The organism is Arcobacter sp. 15-2 (assembly GCF_047159865.1).
In the GTDB taxonomy this organism is placed as follows: domain Bacteria; phylum Campylobacterota; class Campylobacteria; order Campylobacterales; family Arcobacteraceae; genus JAIOSF01.
Genome location: NZ_AP038804.1, coordinates 2,254,649 through 2,272,051 on the forward strand (window position 1 = coordinate 2,254,649; position 17,403 = coordinate 2,272,051).

Consider the following 17,403-nt stretch of genomic DNA (forward strand, 5'->3'; position numbering starts at 1 on the left):
TTTTATGCTTTTTAGGAGATATCTAAATTAAGAATTTTCAAATTTATTACAGAGTAAATTTGCCTCTTCACATTCTTTACGAACTTTATCAATATTTGAAGCTATCTTGTCAGCATAGTTACCATAGTTATTTTTACTTAGTTTTTGTTGACCATTTGGATCAGTATAGTTAGCACATCCTAATGTAAATAACCTTGGATTAATATCTTCAATTTCCTCAAAATCAAATCCTTCATTTAAATCATCAAATACTACATTGTTTTTATCAAAAGTTGCTAAAAGCCATGTTTCAGTAGAATAAGTAGATTTTAATAGAAAAGCTTTTTCAGGAATTGTATCTTCACCTAACCATTGTAATATAGCTTTGTCAAGAAATCTTTTTCTTGCATTTTTTGTAGAACCACTATATGTTGGTTCTACTTCATCAATATACTCTGCGATATCAGTGTCTATTTGAATTATCAAAGCATTTGCATTTGAAACAGAGACTAAAGATTTCCAATTTTTACTTCTAGCTGCAAATGATTCCAATGGATTAGTACTATTATTTAAAGATTTTCCATACAATTTACACCATTTTCTCACTTCTTTCCAACCATGATGAGGATAACGATTTGTAGTTTCATCTCTTTGAGGCGATAATTCTCTTATTTCAATATCTTTATCAATTTTTTGAGATATTTTTTTTGCAATACTTTTGATTGTAAGAATATCAGTAGGACCTTCACATACAAGTAAAAATAGTAGCTTTTCCTTTAAAAGTCTTTTGGCATGCCACCAATTGCTCCTGACAACCAAATATCTGAAAGTTTTAAACCATAGTTTTGTTCTTCCCAATCCTCTTTTGTTGTACCTTTAGGTGGTTCTATTCTATCAGCTTTTGTATGTCCTTTATTTGAACGAGAAATTACAAATAATCTTTGTTCGTCATCAAATAAATCTATTCCATCTAGTATAGCAGGATTATGTGTAGTTAAAAATATTTGTTTATCATATTTATGGGCAAGTTCCGTGATAATAGTCATAAGTTTTGTACAAAGTTTTGGATTTAATGAAGCATCTACATTATCTATAGCAAAAGCTTTTGGAGTTTCCTTTGCAACTATAAGTGTTATATAGAATAATATAAATAAAAAACCTTCATTTGTACTTCGTTGATCTATCTCTTGATATAAATACTTATCTTTTATGATTACTTTATCTTCACCAGAAGAAAGACTATCTGGAATACTTATATCTTCAAACCAATCAAAAAGTTGTAATGATTTAATAATAGTATTTATATAACTCTTATCTTCATAATTATTTACCACTTTTAAAAGTTTCAACAATCCTTCTCCATTTATACCTAGAGGTTGAATTTGTCCCTCTTTTTCAAATGTTCTTAATGCTGTATTTTCTGGTGAATAGATTAAAAAGTTAATTATATTATTAATCGGAAATGAATTTTTAATATTAGAGAGATATTTTTTTGCATTATCTAGATTAGATAAATAAATTTCTAAATTTCTATCTCCTTTTAATGTCATATCATCTTTCATTAAGTTAAATTCATTATTATCAAATCCAAAATTAACTAGAAGTTCTTTCTTGTAGGTACCTGTTCTCATCCAACTTGAATATGGGGAGTTGTCATGTTTAAATTCATAACTAGAATTTTCATTATTATCTAGTAATATATTGATTTTTATATTTTCATTATTTTTATCAAAAGCACTTCTGATAAGCTCCGGTTTGGCCTCTCTTAAACCTCTAGAAAATAAAAATTCATTATCCAATTTATTGGAATCATTAGCAGAAACAAAAACTAAAGCTTCAAGTAAGTTACTTTTACCTGCTCCATTTTCGCCAATAATAAGATTTACTCTACCTACATCTATTTCTAAATCATAAATAGATTTGAAGTTTTCTATATGAATTCGTTCTATCATTTTTTCTACTTTATTTAAATTTTGTTGAATTATAACATAACACAATGTAAATTTCTACACATACCGTACAGGTACATAATAAATAACTTTAAATATTCCATCATCATTTAAAAAATGATTTTTTTCAAACACACTAAAAGATGGAAAAGTCGTAGTTTCAAAACCACTGCTTGGTAACCAATAATGATACACCCATTGTATAAATTTTAAAATATCTCCATAGATCCCTTCAACTTCAAAAGCTGCACATAGATGTTCTTCTATCTCAAAATAGGGAAGATTTGTATTTGTAAGTTTTGTTTTATCATCCACTTTGACACAAGCGATATAATGACAATCTTCTTGTAAAGTGATAATTGGATTATCATGATATATAGCAATTTGTTCGTAGTTTTCAATATTATTCGTATATACCCAAGCCATCATTTTTTGCCACACTTTTGACAACTCTTTGTTATATCCTTGATGGCGAATATAATAGAGTTTTTTTCGTTTTGTTTTTATGATTTTTGCTTCTAAATGAGAAAAACTTGTATGGGAAACATCACTAGAAATAGAGTTGTGTAATATGTTATTTGAATACTCTTTATATCCACCATTTCTCCATAGTGTTGGAGTTTGTTCAAAACGATTTTTGAAAGCTCTAATAAAAGAAGTTTGAGAACTATAACCACACATTGAAGCTATCTCTGTGATTGTTGAATACTTGTTTGTTATTAAAAGATTAGATGCTTTTTGCAATCGGATTGATTTGATTGTTTCATAGATATTCTTTCCTATTTGTTCTTTAAAAATACGATGAAAATGAAACTTACTTAAACCATATTCAACTGCAATTGCATCAATATTTATATCTGTATCTATATTTTTATTTATATAGTTCATCATATTATTTGCTAGTTTACTATGAGAAAGGTTGGTTTCTTTTTTATGCATATATCTCCTTTTATTAGAATCTATTATATCAAAATATCACAAATAGTAAGTATAAATAGCAAAAATAGATAACTCTCTTAGCACAAATAGTGCAGATAAAAAAAATTTACATTGCTATTATACTGCAAATATAAAAAGGGATGATGATGAAACGATCATTTATACGAGAGATACTAGAACACACCACAAACAAAACTATCTCTTTTGCAGGAGGATTACCTGATGAAAATTTATTTCCAAATGAACAACTAAAACAATCAGCAATAAAAGTTTTAGAAGACAAAAACACACTCCAATATACAAAATCAACTGGCATAGATAGTTTAAAAGAAAAAATCGCACAAATGTATACAGATGAAGGTTTTCCTACAACAAAAGAAAATATTATGATAACCTCTGGTTCACAACAAGCTTTAGATATAATTGCTCGATATAACTCTCAAAAAGATATCACAATAGAAGCCCCTTCTTATTTGGGTGCGATGAATGTTTTTAATCTTAACAAACTCAATCAAAAAGAGATAACGCTTGAAGATGATGGTATCAATATAAAAGCTTTTGAGAAGAGTATAAAAGAAACAAAATTATGTTATATTATTCCTGATTTTCAAAACCCTACAGGAAAGTCTTATAGTCAAACAAAACGAAATGAGATAGCAAAGATTATTACAAAACACGATGGAATTTTAATAGAAGACTCTCCCTATAGTGAACTCTATTTTGAAACAAAAAGTAAGATAATCAGTAAAGATTTACCAAAAAATAGTTTTCATTTGGGAACATTTTCAAAAACTTTAGCACCAAGCTTAAGAATAGGCTGGATACGAGCAGATGAAACGCTATTAAATCCTCTTATCTCGTATAAAGAAGCTATGGATCTACATACAAATGGTTTATCTCAATATATTTTAAATGATTATCTCAATGATACTCATAACTTTCATTCCCATTTAGAGAGTTTAAGAGCTGTCTATAAGCAAAAAATGCTTTTATTTAAAAAGTATCTAGATTTATATTTACCAAAATTTGAATATATAGAACCAAAAGGTGGTATGTTTATTTATGGTAAATTACCCAACATAAATACAGCAGAACTTGTAAAAGTGTGTCTAAAAAATGATGTTGTATTTGTACCTGGTGTTGAATTTTATAGTGAAAATAAAGTGCACGATGAGATACGATTTAATTTTACTCATACAAATGAAGAGCAAATCATACAAGGACTTTCAAAAATAGCAGTGATTGTATCGTCTATTAATAAATAGCTTTTATAAAATATATATTACTTTTTAGTTATTATTCTCAAAAATTTATATTATAAAAGGAGAAAATATGACTGAAAAAAAAGATTATTTTGCACATAAAGCAGATATCTACGAAGAAAATGCAAAAAGAGTTTCAAATGTACAAAATATTGCTGATGGTATTTTGAAAAAACTTGTATATTCTAAAGATATGCATATCTTAGATTTTGGTTCAGGAACAGGACTTCTTACGCAAGAGATAGCTCCTTATGTAGGAAATATAACCGCTTTAGATATGTCAACCTCTATGAACAAAGTTTTAAGTGCTAAAAAAAATGATTTTCCATGTGAACTAGAAGTAATAGAGGTCGATATTACAAAAGAAAATCACAGTGAAAAATTTCAAAACCTTGATGGTATCATATCATCAATGACAATTCATCATGTAGAAGATATAGAAGACTTATTTATCAAATTTTATAATATGTTAAATGAAAATGGAACAATTGGTTTAGCTGATTTAGAAACAGAAAATGGAAGTTTTCATACTGATGACACAGGTGTTTATCACTTTGGTTTTGACAAAGAAGAGTTTTTAGAAATAGCAAAAAAAGTGGGATTTAAAGAACTCAATATAGAAACTATAAGTATCGCTAGCAAACCTCATGGAGATTTTCCAATCTTTTTACTAACAGGTAAAAAATAATCAATACTCAACATATAATTTATAAAAAAGGATCAAATTGAATAAGTTTTTTAAAACTTTTGTTTTAGTGATGCTATTACCATTAATTTTAATGGCAGATGCTAAAGAAAATGCACTTACATATGGCGCTTGGACGCTTTTACCACCATTGGTTACTATTATTTTGGCTTTTACGACAAGAAATGTGATTTTTTCTCTTTTCATGGGAATTTTATCAGGAACATTTTTAGCTAATATTTCAGGAGAGAATATATTTTTTGCGTTTATAAATGCATTTGTAGATATGTCATCTAAAATGGTTGGCTCTTTAGCTGACTCATGGAATGCAGGTATTATTCTACAAGTACTCACAATAGGTGGAATGATTGCAATCATTACAAAAATGGGTGGACCAAGAGCTATTGCTCAAAAACTAGCTGCTCGAGCTAAATCTCCTGTATCTGCTCAAATATATACTTGGATTATGGGATTTTTTATCTTTTTTGATGATTATGCAAATTCATTGATTGTAGGTCCTATTATGCGACCTGTTACAGATAAACTAAAAGTTTCTAGAGAAAAACTTGCTTTTATTATCGACTCAACAGCTGCTCCTATTGCAGGATTAGCGCTTATTTCTACTTGGGTAGGATATGAATTATCTTTGATCAAAGATGCGTATACTCTGTTAGGTCAACCAGACATAAATGCTTTTGGTGTTTTTGTAGAAACTTTACCTTATAGATTTTATAACATCTTGATGTTAGGTTTTGTGTTTTACTCTGCTTATTCATTAAGAGAATTTGGTCCTATGCATAAAGCTGCAACACGAGCCTACAAAACAGGACAAGTTTCAAATCCAGATTCAAAAAACCTACTCACAGAAGAGAATGCAATGATGTTACCAAAAGAGGGGATAAAATACTCAATGGCAAATGCAATTATTCCTATTTTTACACTTATCATAGCTGCTGTTATAGGGTTTTATATGAATGGTAAAGCAGCTCTTGATGAAGAGTTACTACTTGCTGTAAATAGCGATCCATATTCATTTGCATCTATACGAGATTGTTTTGGTGCTGCTGATGCTTCTGTTGTAATCTTTCAAGCTGCTTTATTTGCATCTTTAGTTGCAATTGGTATGGGACTGAAACAAAAAGTATTTACTTTACAAGAAGCTATCGAAACATGGGTATTTGGTGTAAAATCACTCGTTATCACAGCTGTTATTTTGATACTTGCTTGGTCTATCTCTGCTGTTATGAAAGAGTTAGGAACGGCGATATATATAGTAAGTATTTTAGCTGAAACTACCCCTCAAGTAATTTTACCAAGTGCTATTTTTATTTTAGGTTCTATTATCTCGTTTTCTACAGGTACTTCGTATGGTACTATGGGTATTTTGATGCCTTTAGCAATACCTTTAGCAAGTGCTGTTGGTATACATACTGGACTAGAAGGCGATGATCTTCACTCTTATATCGTTTTAAATATTGGTGCTGTTTTAACTGGTGCTATCTTTGGAGATCATTGTTCTCCTATATCTGATACATCGATTTTATCATCTATGGGTGCTTCGTGTGACCATATGGATCATGTTTCAACACAATTATACTATGCTATTTTTGTAGGTATTATTGCGATTGTATTTGGATATATCCCTGCATCATTTGGAGTATCTGCTTATATCTTACTTCCTTTAGGGATGTTAGCTATTGCACTATTCATAAGGTTCTACGGTAAACCTTATACAAACTAATAAAAAAGAGTCTTAGGCTCTTTTTTATATAAATCTCTAAAATACAACCTTAAGCTCTTTTATTTTTGACTATCTTTAAAAACTATATTATAAAACCCTTGTGCAGATGTATATATAAAAAAAGCAGACTGTAGCATAAAAAAGTAAAACTTATTTTCAAATCCAATATATACAAAAATAACATCTGCAACAAAAAACATCACAAAAGCCCATGCTCGGATCACATGACTATGACTTGAAAGCATAAATGAGCCTAAAACTGCTATACTCGAAGCTAAAAGGTCAATAGGTACTATCGTAAAATCTATAGTACTAAAAGAATCAAAAATAAAAGACAAGCCTAAAAGAACTGTAAAATATAATCCAATAAATAAAATTGCTTTTTTTAATAAATCATTTTGATTTTTTGCATAAAAACAATTTTGATAGTCAATTGTTTTGATGATACCTAATAATGCGGTTGAACCAAATATCAACATCTGTAGCACCATAGGAATTTTTCCTGCAAATAAAAAAAATGCAAACAAAAATAAGTCAGAAAGAGCAAACAATAAAAATGCTTGATAGAGATATATCCGTCCCTCTTTCCCTGAAAGTGACATTTTATATGCAGCAACAATAGCAGTTGCTCCACCCATTACTTCTAAGAGAGTTAACCAACTCATAAAGTTTTTTTCCTACACATACAAAAATCAAATCTCATCTAATTTAATTTGAAACTCAGCATTTAGCTTTTCTAGTTCTTTATTTAACTCATTGAGTTTTGATTGCATTTTAGACTTTTGGGCATCATTTAAAGCTTCTATCTTTTCTATCTCATTTTTAATAGGTTTTGTTGCTTGACTTTTTTGAGTTACAATAGCTGCTCTTAGTTTTTTGATCTCTTTTTTATTTCTTTTTGGTTTCACTGATTTTGGTTTTTCCGCTCCTGCATCATCTTCCCAACCAATTTGTTCTAAAAATTCATTGTAATTACCGTTAAAATACTCAGCTTTATCATCTCTAAATACGATAAGTTTATCACACACAGCTTTTAGTAGCTCTTCACTATGCGTTACGATGATACAAGAACCGTTAAATCTTTTGATAGCTTCAGTTAAAGCATCGATAGAGTCTATATCAAGATGGTTAGTAGGCTCATCAAGAAAAAGTAAGTTTACATCTTGAGCGATAATTTTACCTAACATAACTCTTGATTTTTCACCACCTGATAGTAGTGATATTTTTTTCTTTGCGTTATCTCCTGAAAACATCATAAGACCACAAATACTTCGGATCACTGCCTCTGGTAGTTTATGATTTACACTATATATCTCATCCATGATTGTATTTTTTGGATTTAAGTGAGAGATGTTAGTTTGTCCAAAGTGTCCAAAAGTACACGATGGATGAAAATCTACACTCCCGCTTAATGGCTCTAGTTCACCTGCTATTGCATTTAAAAGTGTTGATTTACCTTTACCATTTTTACCGATGATACCTATCGTTTCACCTCTAGTTAATGCAAAAGATATATTTTTAAATAATATATTATCAGCTGTGTATCCAAAACTTAAGTCTTTTACCTCTACTAAAAACTTCGCTGCTGTTTCTTTATAGTTAAAATCAAAATCTAAATTTGCGTCATAGTTTATATCTTCTAAGATCTCCATCTTTTCTAAAATTTTAACTTTTGATTGAGCTAGCGTTGCTGTGGCTGCTCGAGCTTTATTTTTAGCTATGAACTCTTCTAGGTCTTTTATTTTTTTATCTTGTGCAATTTTTTGCTTCTCGTAGTGTTCTTCATTTGCTGAAATTTGTTCGAAAAACTTTCTTGTTCCACCAGGTATCATAAAAGCACTTCGTCTAACTATCCCTAAAGTGTGAGTACAAACACTATCCATAAACTCTCTATCATGAGTGATTAAGATAACTTCCCCTTGGAAAGTTTTTAAAAATGCTTTTAACCATCGTATAGATAAAATATCAAGGTAGTTTGTAGGCTCATCTAGTAGTAACATATTTGGTTCAGTTAAAAGTAGTTTTGCTAGATTGATTCTGATTTGAAAACCACCAGAAAATGACTTAGGGTCTTTGTTTAAATCTGCCTCAGAAAATCCAAGACCAAATAACATCTTTTCAGCTTTGTAAACATCATATTTATTCTCTTCACTTAAGGCAGATGCTGTTTCATCTAAAAGTTTTTTTTCTTTAAAATCAAAGTACTGTTTTAATGCACCAATTTTATAGTTTTTAGGAAACTTTATCTCACCAGTATCTGGGTGTTCTTCCCCTAGAATAAGTTTAAATAGTGTTGATTTACCAGTTCCATTTCGTCCTACTAGTCCTACTTTATCTCCTGAGTTTAGTCTAAGATTTAGGTCTGTATATAAATTTCCAGTTGGGTAACTTTTTGATATATTTATTAATTCAATCATGATTCTCTTTTTTGCAGTTTTTTAAGAGTGGGATTATATGATATGAAGGGTTATAAAGCGATAAATCAATGAGTATAATCGTCCTACTATTATATCTCACTTTATCAATAGTTTCATAAGTTTAAGATATGATTTTATTTATTTACAGGGAAAAAGCCAATGGGTACATTTATATTTATTTTATTTCTAATGTTATTGGGGTATACCCTCAAAAAACTAAAAATTTTTCCAGAACAAACATCACAAGTATTAAATCTATTTATTATATATATCTCTTTACCTGCTATTATCATCAACGAAGTTCCAAAAATCACTTTTTCTAGTGAGATTATGATACCTGTATTTATAGCATGGGTGACTACTATTTTAGGAGCTATTTCTATTTTGGTATTTTCTAAACTATTTAAGTTGAATAGAAATACTACTGGTGCTTTACTATTAGTTGCTGTTTTAGGAAACACTTCATTTATAGGTATTCCAATGGTTTCACACTATTTTGGAACTGAAGGTTTACCTTATGTTATCATCTACGACCAAATGGGAACTTTTCTTGCTCTTAGTACCTATGGAGCTGTTGTGGTTGCTATTTATTCAGATAATGGTGGAGCAAAAGTAAGTGTGCAAAATGTATTGAAAAAGATATTTAAATTTCCACCATTTATATCACTTCTAATCGCTTTTGCTTTAAATGGTATAGAATTCAACGCTGATGTATCAAAAGCCTTATCAACACTTGGAAATACACTTATTCCTCTTGCTTTGATATCTGTTGGATATAATCTTCAGTTAAAAATACCAAAAAAAGATATCTCACCTTTTATTCTAGGAATTGTGAATAAACTTATTTTATTACCAACTTTTGCATTTATAATAGTACATATTTTTGATTTTGAAGGATTTATTACAGACATAACACTACTTGAAAGTGCAATGGGACCTATGATAACAGCTGGTGTTGTTGCTAGTATGGCTGGACTTGCTCCTAAACTTGTTTCTTCAATTTTAGGATATGGAATATTTATATCTATAGCTACTATTGCAGCTGTATATCAACTTATCCAAATATTTTAAAATCATTCCACATACAATACACAATAATATACTATCATGTATAGTTAAATTTATACAAGAGTGAGATATTTATAATTATCTTGTTATAATTTAAACTATAAAGGATTAACAATGTTTCAAAACATGAGTTTTAGTAAAAAGTTGCTATTTAGTATACTAGTCGTTTTGATTGTATCGTCATCGATTACAACCTATCTTATCTCCTCAAAAGCTTTTTCAGGAAGTGAAAAAATTTCAGAACAATATATCAAAAAGTTAGCATTTTCAAATGCACTTGAAGTAAAATCAGATATTGAGAAATCTGTAGTATTAGTAAAAACATTTACCTCTACTTTAGAAACAACACTTAAAACAGATCAAGGTTTTAGAAAAGATACTATGGTTGAACTTATGACCTCTATTTTGGAAAAAAATCCTTATATTGTTGGAGTTTGGCTATATTTAGAACCAAATGTATTTTATGAAAATAATAAAAAATTTGCAGGAAGATATGCTCACGATGAAACAGGAAGATTTTCCCCTTATGTTATGAAAAATGATGGAGAGATCAATCTAGTATGGCAATACCCTGTTTTAAGAGATAATGTTTGGATTACTACGCCAGAAAAAACAGGGAAAGAATATATAACAGAACCTTATAAATTTGAGGTAGATGGAAAAGAGGTTCTTAATACAACAGTATCAACACCTATGTACCACAATGGTAAATTTGTCGGTGTAATTGGAATTGATATCTCTTTAGATGAAATTGTAAAAAGAGTATCAAAAATTTCTATTTTTGATAATGGTTTTACTTATCTAGTATCAAATGAAGGAACAATTATTGCCCATCCTAATAGTAAATATTTGGGACAAAAAGTAAACAAGGTATACAAAGATAAAGAGCATTTAGCAATTTCACCACAAATTTCAAAAAATAAGAACTACTCTTTTGAACAAACACACAATGGTGAAAAAACATTTAACTATATAAAATCTTTTGGACTAGCTGATTCTGGTGTTTCTTGGGGATTTGGGCTTACAGTTATGGAAGATGAGTTTTTAGAAGATGCATATACTATTGTAGAATTTTCTATTATTGCTGGTATCATCTCCTTATTATTAGTTTCATTTGTATTAGTACTAGGAACAAAAACACTTAATAAAAATTTAACAGTTATCAGTCAAGGATTAGGGGACTTTTTTAAATTTTTAAATAAAGAGAATAACTCACCATCTAAAATAGCTATAACAACAAATGATGAATTTGGAGCGATGGCAAAAGATATTAATGAAAACATCAATCAAATTGAGCAAAATATTACAGATGAGAACACTCTTATTATCGAGTTAAAAGAGGTTGTTAATCAAGTCGGAAATGGACATATTATAAAAAGAATTGAAAAAAACTCAAACACACAAGCACTCAATGACCTAAAAAATCTTATTAATCAGATGCTAGATAATCTAGAAAAACTTGTAGGAACAGATATCAATGAACTAGTAGCTGTTATTGAAAGTTATTCAAAATATGATTTTACAAGAAATATATCCCAGAAAAGTTCAGGGATCATAGGTAAAGAGATAACTGCTATGAATACAATGATCACAAGTATGTTAAACGCAAATTTAAAAGATGGTACAACCCTTGAAAATTCATCTGAAAAATTAAGTAAAAATGTTGATTTATTAAGTCACAATGCTATTAAACAAGCAACATCACTAGAAGATATTTCTACTTCTATTGATAATATCACACATACAATTTCAAATACCAATCAAAAATCACAAGAGATGTTTACTATCTCTTCTACAACAAAAGAGTCATCATTACAAGGGAAAAAGTTTGCTAATGAAACAGCGTTATCTATTGATGAGATAAATGAACATGTTCATTCGATATTGGAAGCTATTACAGTGATTGATCAAATTGCATTTCAAACAAATATACTTTCACTTAATGCAGCAGTAGAAGCAGCAACAGCTGGTGAAGCAGGAAAAGGGTTTGCAGTTGTTGCACAAGAGGTTAGAAATTTAGCCAATAAAAGCGCTGATGCTGCTAAAGAGATACAAAATCTTGTTGAAACAGCAACTATAAAAGCAACAGAAGGTAAAAAAATCAGTATCAATATGATTCAAGGTTTTGAAGATCTTGAAGCCAAAATTGTTCAAACAAATGAACTTATAACAGATGTAACAAATTCAGCGAAAGAACAAAGTGCAAGTATGCATCAAATATCTGATGCAGTAACATCTCTAGATAAATTTACACAAGAAAATAGTGTTATAGCACAAGAAGCAAGTAATATTTCAAAACAAACAAAACAAATTGCAAAAGAAGTTGTGACAAGTGTAGAGAAAAATAAATTTACCCTAGAAAAATAATTTAAAACCTAAAGAATAGAATCTTTAGGTTTTCCTATATGATATCCTTGAAGATAATCAACTCCTAGCTTTTTTAAAAGAACTTCAATCTCTTCACAGTGTACCTTTTCAGCAATAGTTTCTAGACCCATATCATGTGCAAAACTATTGATATTTTTAACTACTTTATAAGAATCTGTATTTGTATGTATATTCTCAATTAAAGAGCTATCTAACTTTAAAAAATCTATTTGTAAATTTCCTATATAAGCAAAGTTAGAATACCCTGAACCAAAGTCATCAATAGCTATTTTGACTTTATATGTTTTAAGTTTTTGAATAAAATTATTTATAATATCAAAGTCTTCAAACTCTTCTGTTTCTAACAGCTCTACTATAAATCTATCTCCTATATCAAATTTATCTAAATACTCAAACAAAACCTCTGTTGTTTTATGATTTTGTATATCATCAATAGAGAAGTTAATGGAAAAACTAATATTCTCTTTATCTTGAAAATATTCAAAACTATTGCGTATCATAGCTCTTGTAAATTCATCATATTGTTTTGATTTTTTAGAGATATCAATAAACATATCAGGGGTAAATATCTCTCCATTCTTTTCTAATCGAGCAAGAGTTTCGTATTTTATAATCTCATCTGTTTTTGCATCTTTTATGGGTTGAAAAAATGGTACTATTTGATTATTTTCTAATGCAACTTCAATATTTTTTGTCCATTGAATATGAGAAGTATGAACATCCTCTAATAACAAAGATTCATCAAAAACTTTTATACTTTTATTTTCATTTATAGCTTGTCTTACTGTTGCAGTAACCTTATCAATAATCTTTTCTTTTTCATCATAAGCAATACCTATACTAATAGTAACACGAATCGTACTCTCGTCATATAAGAACTTGTATCTTTTAACTTCATCAATAAGTTTTTCCCAATAATCATACTCAATATTTTTATCTAATAAAATAGCAAACTCATCACCATGAAGTTTATAAAGGACTCCTGCATTTGAAGTCGCTTGCAATAAAAGCTTTGCTAATTTTTTAATAATTTCATCTCCAACTTTAGTACCATAAAAATAATTTATAGTTTTAAAATCATCAATATTAATAATAACTAAACTATTAAGACTCTGTTTTGCTAAATCTTGTTCCAGTTTTATAATATTTGGAAGAGCTGTTAATTTATGAAAATATATACTGTGAAGCAGTTGATTATAGTATTTATTGATAGTTTTCAGTAATTTGTTAAAACTCACTTGTAGCAATTTCATCTCACTAATATTGGTCTTTAAAAACACCTCTTTGTTAAAATCTTTTCCATTTGAAACTTCTGAGATTTGTTTTGTAAGAGTAACAATCGGTTTAACCATTTTAATATCGATGATCAAAAAGAATATATAGAAAAAAATCAGCATAGTTATAATAAAAAATATTATGAAATAAAATGTCATCGAATCTAATGATATTTTAATTTGGCTAGGAGGATACGATATATCAAGTACACCGTTAACATCTCCTATTTGGGTATTATAATGACAAGTGATACACTCAGCTGATACTTTCATTGGGTATAAATACCGAATAGAACCATCTTCTTGAATCTGAAATTGCTTCTCTCCTGCCATAGCTTTTTGAATTAACAAATCGTTTTCTACAATTAATTTATCAGCTTGATGAACACCTAAAATCTCTTCAACTTTTGGACTTCGATATGATTTTACTTTTAAATCTTCTCTAATAAACTCTAATCTGTTAATGATTTTAGTTAAATCATCTTTTGCCCAACCTTCTTGCATTCGAGTATTCATTGTTTCAAAAATAAGTTCACTTGTTTTTAAAGCATCATCTTCTGCTAAATCATCAAGAGCTTTGTGTTTTAATAAAACCGATGATAGTAAAATAAAAATTATACTAGTCATTAAAATGAAAAGAGTAATTTTAAGTATTAAATTTCTATTCGATATCATATGTACGGGTGATTTTTTGGGTGTCATACACTTCCTTTAAAATAGTCCTTTTATTCTAGGGAAGATAATATTAATGCTTGTTGAAAAAGTATCACATTTAAAATAACTTTTAGATATCAACTATGATTATGTAGTTATTTTTGGAAAATCATATGAGATAAGTTTTGAATTATTTTTCGAAACATCCATCCAAGAGTTACAATCAAAATCAATCTCTACAGTTGCACAGGGAGCAATACTCTCTTTTAATTCGCATAACATATAAGCCAAAGCTGAAACTCCTGGGTTATGCCCAACTAAAAATACAACATCATTATCATCATGAATAAAACTTACTAACTCTTGCAATGTATTTACATATGCTTCATAAATATATTGATTTGGCGTAATTGTTTTTTCATAATTAACTTCATTTGATATTATTTTTGCTGTTTCGATTGCTCTGAAAGCTGGCGAACTCATAATACAATCAGGAAGTAATCCTTTATTTAGTAACAATTTACCTACATCGTGAGCTTCTTTTAAACCTTCTTCAGTTAAAGGTCTATCATAATCATCAATTGAATCACCTTGCAACTTCGATTTTCCACCTCTTATGATAACTAATTTTTTCATATTTATAACTCCTTTAGTAGTATGAAATAGTATCAAAAATAGAATAAGAATGAAATATAAAATAATTTATAATCTATTTATTTTGAAATAAGATTTTATTATGTATACTGTATAGCAAAATTTAAAGGAATAGCGATGAAAATTAAATCTAAGTTATTAATATTAGTTGTAACAACGATATTAACAGTTTCAATCAGTATCGTAGTCAATTCAGTGTATGCATTAAAAAATTCTACAGTGCACCATATAGACTATTTTACAACATCTTCATACAAGAATAAAGAAAAAAACCTTAAAAACTATATTTCAGTTGCCAAGAAATCTATAGAATCATACTATAATAAAATTTCTACTGAAAATATCAGTGAAGATAAAGCAAAAGCTTTAGCATTAGAGTATATTGAAAATTTACGATATGGAGAAGATGGTTATTTTTGGATCAATGACTTAAATTTAAAAATGATTATGCATCCTGTTGCAACAAACTTAAATGGGAAAAACCTATCTAACATCAAAGATCCAAATGGAAAATATGTATTTGTAGAAATGGTTAACCTTGCAAAAAAACAAGGCGATGGATTGATCGAATATGTTTGGGAAAAACCAGGTATTGCTGAACCACAAAGTAAATACTCTTATGTAGAAGTATTTGAACCTTGGGGATGGGTTATTGGAACAGGAAGTTATCTAGATGATGTTGAACATGAAATTGAACTTATGACACAAGAATCGCAAAATAATCTAAATGATATCATCATACAAATTATTTTCATTGTTTTAGTTGTTTCAGTATTATTAGCTTTAATCGCTTCATTTATGGTAAATAAAGTTATTATAACTCCTCTTTCTACATTAACAGGTACAGTAAAAGCATTGACAAAATATTCTAGTGCTGACCAAAAAATAAATATTAATTCAAAAGATGAAATAGGGGATTTAGCTAGATATTTCAATCAATACTTAGAATCTATAAGAAAAGTTGTTGCACAAGATCAACAAATAGTTGAAGAGAGTGAAAAAGCAATAGAGATGGTAAGAGCAGGATTCTTCTCATATAAAGTCAAAAGTACTTCACCAAACAGATCAACAAATGATTTGAAAAATTCTATCAATGAACTTATAGATGATTTAGATCTAAAATTTACAGAAATCAATAAATGTATTGTAGAATATGGAAAAAGTAATTTTGAATATGATTTTGAAGTTAAAAACATTGCAGGAAAAATGGGAACATTAGTTACAGGAACAAAATCTGTAGGATATAATGTATCAGAACTTTTAGCGACAATTATGCAAAGTGGAGAGAGTCTTTCTGAAAATATTAAAGTCTTAACAAACTCTGCTAACTCTTTATCAGACTCATCAAACAAACAAGCTGCTAGTTTAGAAGAAACAGCTGCATCTGTTGAAGAGATTACGATGAATATTCAAAATAGTTCTTCTCATATTAGAGAGATGCAAGCGATCGATGATATCGTAATGAACTCGGCAACAAATGGTCAAGAGTTAGCTTCTCAAACAGTTATCTCAATGGAGGAGATCAATAAAGAAGTGACATCTATTGCTGATGCTATTGTTGTAATAGATCAAATCTCTTTCCAAACAAATATTTTAAGTCTAAATGCAGCAGTTGAAGCTGCAACAGCAGGTGAAGCTGGTAAAGGTTTTGCTGTTGTTGCACAAGAGGTTAGAAACCTTGCATCACGATCAGCAGAAGCAGCAAAAGAGATTAAAAATATTGTTGAGAATGCAACTGAAAAAGCAAACAAAGGGAAAATGATTGCAGATAAAATGATTCATGGATATGAAGAACTTCAAGATGCAATTGTTAAAACAAAAAATATCATAGATAATGTTTCTCAAGCAAGTAGCGAACAACAAAAAGGTATTTCACAAATTAATGATGCAATTAGTATTTTAGATAAAAATACACAAGAGAATGCAAGCGATGCTACAAATATTGCTGAACTTGCTGTCGATGTAAGAAATTTATCGGAAAACTTAATTGCAGTTGCGAAACATGCAAAATTTAAACCAAGTGCAAAAGAACAAATAGGTGATTTAAACCTTGTAAATGAACTAAATGATTTAAAACTCCAATATATTTTATATAAAGATAATGCATTTGCAAATCTAGATGATAAAACAATTAAAACTGCAAATGATTTTAATCTTACTAATTGGATTGTAAAATCAGAACGAAATAATGAAGAGTTTGTAAAAACAGCAAACTGGAAAAGATTGACAGAGATACATAAAAATGTTTCTGAAGATGTTCAAGAGTTCCTAGAAGAAAATAGTCATGATGCAAGCAATGAGACATTGATCAACTTAGGGGAAAGAATAGAGAATTCGACTGTAGAGATCTTCAAAGTGTTAGATACAGTAAAAGTAGAAAAGTTTAAATAAAA

General features: G+C 29.0%; 13 protein-coding genes. 6 read left to right on the plus strand and 7 right to left on the minus strand.

The features are described 5' to 3' along the window. Positions 1-27 precede the first annotated feature (27 nt). From ACMCMH_RS11295 to ACMCMH_RS11305, 3 genes are read right to left on the minus strand one after another with little or no spacing between them, the layout of a single operon-like run. Entirely contained in the window at positions 28-798 is a 771-nt protein-coding gene (locus ACMCMH_RS11295; RefSeq protein WP_412725640.1) for a hypothetical protein, read from the minus strand. Further along, the gene (locus ACMCMH_RS11300) at positions 756-1,931 is read right to left on the minus strand and encodes an AAA family ATPase (RefSeq protein ID WP_412725642.1); all 1,176 of its coding nucleotides are present in this window, start codon (positions 1,929-1,931) and stop codon (positions 756-758) included. The genes ACMCMH_RS11295 and ACMCMH_RS11300 overlap by 43 nt, the downstream gene beginning before the upstream one ends. Positions 1,932-1,985: 54 nt before the next feature. Then, on the minus strand, positions 1,986-2,867 hold the full coding sequence (locus tag ACMCMH_RS11305; RefSeq protein ID WP_412725644.1) for an AraC family transcriptional regulator: 882 nt from the start codon (positions 2,865-2,867) through the stop codon (positions 1,986-1,988). 146 nt (positions 2,868-3,013) lie between these two features. On the opposite strand from ACMCMH_RS11305, the gene ACMCMH_RS11310 reads away from it, so the two are divergent. The 3 genes from ACMCMH_RS11310 to ACMCMH_RS11320 all read left to right on the plus strand — a co-directional run bounded on the left by ACMCMH_RS11310 (position 3,014) and on the right by ACMCMH_RS11320 (position 6,555). Then, positions 3,014-4,132: a PLP-dependent aminotransferase family protein gene (locus ACMCMH_RS11310; protein WP_412725646.1), complete on the plus strand. Its 1,119-nt coding sequence runs from the start codon at positions 3,014-3,016 to the stop codon at positions 4,130-4,132. 67 nt (positions 4,133-4,199) lie between these two features. Further along, positions 4,200-4,817 carry a class I SAM-dependent DNA methyltransferase gene (locus tag ACMCMH_RS11315; RefSeq protein WP_412725648.1) on the plus strand — a complete coding sequence of 206 codons (618 nt, stop codon included), beginning with the start codon at positions 4,200-4,202 and terminating at the stop codon, positions 4,815-4,817. A gap of 70 nt (positions 4,818-4,887) precedes the next feature. Continuing rightward, the gene (locus ACMCMH_RS11320; RefSeq protein ID WP_412728025.1) at positions 4,888-6,555 is read left to right on the plus strand and encodes a Na+/H+ antiporter NhaC family protein; all 1,668 of its coding nucleotides are present in this window, start codon (positions 4,888-4,890) and stop codon (positions 6,553-6,555) included. Between the two features lie 59 nt (positions 6,556-6,614). Here the strand turns inward: ACMCMH_RS11320 and ACMCMH_RS11325 are convergent, their stop codons facing one another. Together ACMCMH_RS11325 and ACMCMH_RS11330 are read right to left on the minus strand one after the other, a co-directional pair. Further along, a complete protein-coding gene (locus tag ACMCMH_RS11325) occupies positions 6,615-7,220 on the minus strand; it encodes a hypothetical protein (protein ID WP_412725650.1) in 606 nt (201 codons plus the stop codon). Between the two features lie 27 nt (positions 7,221-7,247). Beyond that, positions 7,248-8,972 (minus strand): ABC-F family ATP-binding cassette domain-containing protein, encoded by a 1,725-nt coding sequence (locus ACMCMH_RS11330; protein WP_412725652.1) that lies wholly within the window; start codon positions 8,970-8,972, stop codon positions 7,248-7,250. 159 nt (positions 8,973-9,131) lie between these two features. On the opposite strand from ACMCMH_RS11330, the gene ACMCMH_RS11335 reads away from it, so the two are divergent. Both ACMCMH_RS11335 and ACMCMH_RS11340 read left to right on the plus strand, forming a co-directional pair. After that, the gene (locus ACMCMH_RS11335; RefSeq protein WP_412725654.1) at positions 9,132-10,043 is read left to right on the plus strand and encodes an AEC family transporter; all 912 of its coding nucleotides are present in this window, start codon (positions 9,132-9,134) and stop codon (positions 10,041-10,043) included. 111 nt (positions 10,044-10,154) lie between these two features. After that, positions 10,155-12,407 carry a methyl-accepting chemotaxis protein gene (locus ACMCMH_RS11340; RefSeq protein WP_412725656.1) on the plus strand — a complete coding sequence of 751 codons (2,253 nt, stop codon included), beginning with the start codon at positions 10,155-10,157 and terminating at the stop codon, positions 12,405-12,407. Positions 12,408-12,415: 8 nt separating this feature from the next. On the opposite strand, the gene ACMCMH_RS11345 is transcribed toward ACMCMH_RS11340, so the two are convergent. Both ACMCMH_RS11345 and ACMCMH_RS11350 read right to left on the minus strand, forming a co-directional pair. Continuing rightward, the gene (locus ACMCMH_RS11345; protein WP_412725658.1) at positions 12,416-14,404 is read right to left on the minus strand and encodes an EAL domain-containing protein; all 1,989 of its coding nucleotides are present in this window, start codon (positions 14,402-14,404) and stop codon (positions 12,416-12,418) included. Positions 14,405-14,503: 99 nt separating this feature from the next. Next, on the minus strand, positions 14,504-14,992 hold the full coding sequence (locus ACMCMH_RS11350) for a SixA phosphatase family protein (protein ID WP_412725660.1): 489 nt from the start codon (positions 14,990-14,992) through the stop codon (positions 14,504-14,506). A 135-nt stretch (positions 14,993-15,127) separates the two neighbouring features. Here ACMCMH_RS11350 and ACMCMH_RS11355 point away from each other — a divergent pair, with 135 nt between their 5' ends. Continuing rightward, entirely contained in the window at positions 15,128-17,401 is a 2,274-nt protein-coding gene (locus tag ACMCMH_RS11355) for a cache domain-containing protein (protein ID WP_412725662.1), read from the plus strand. Positions 17,402-17,403: the final 2 nt, after the last annotated feature.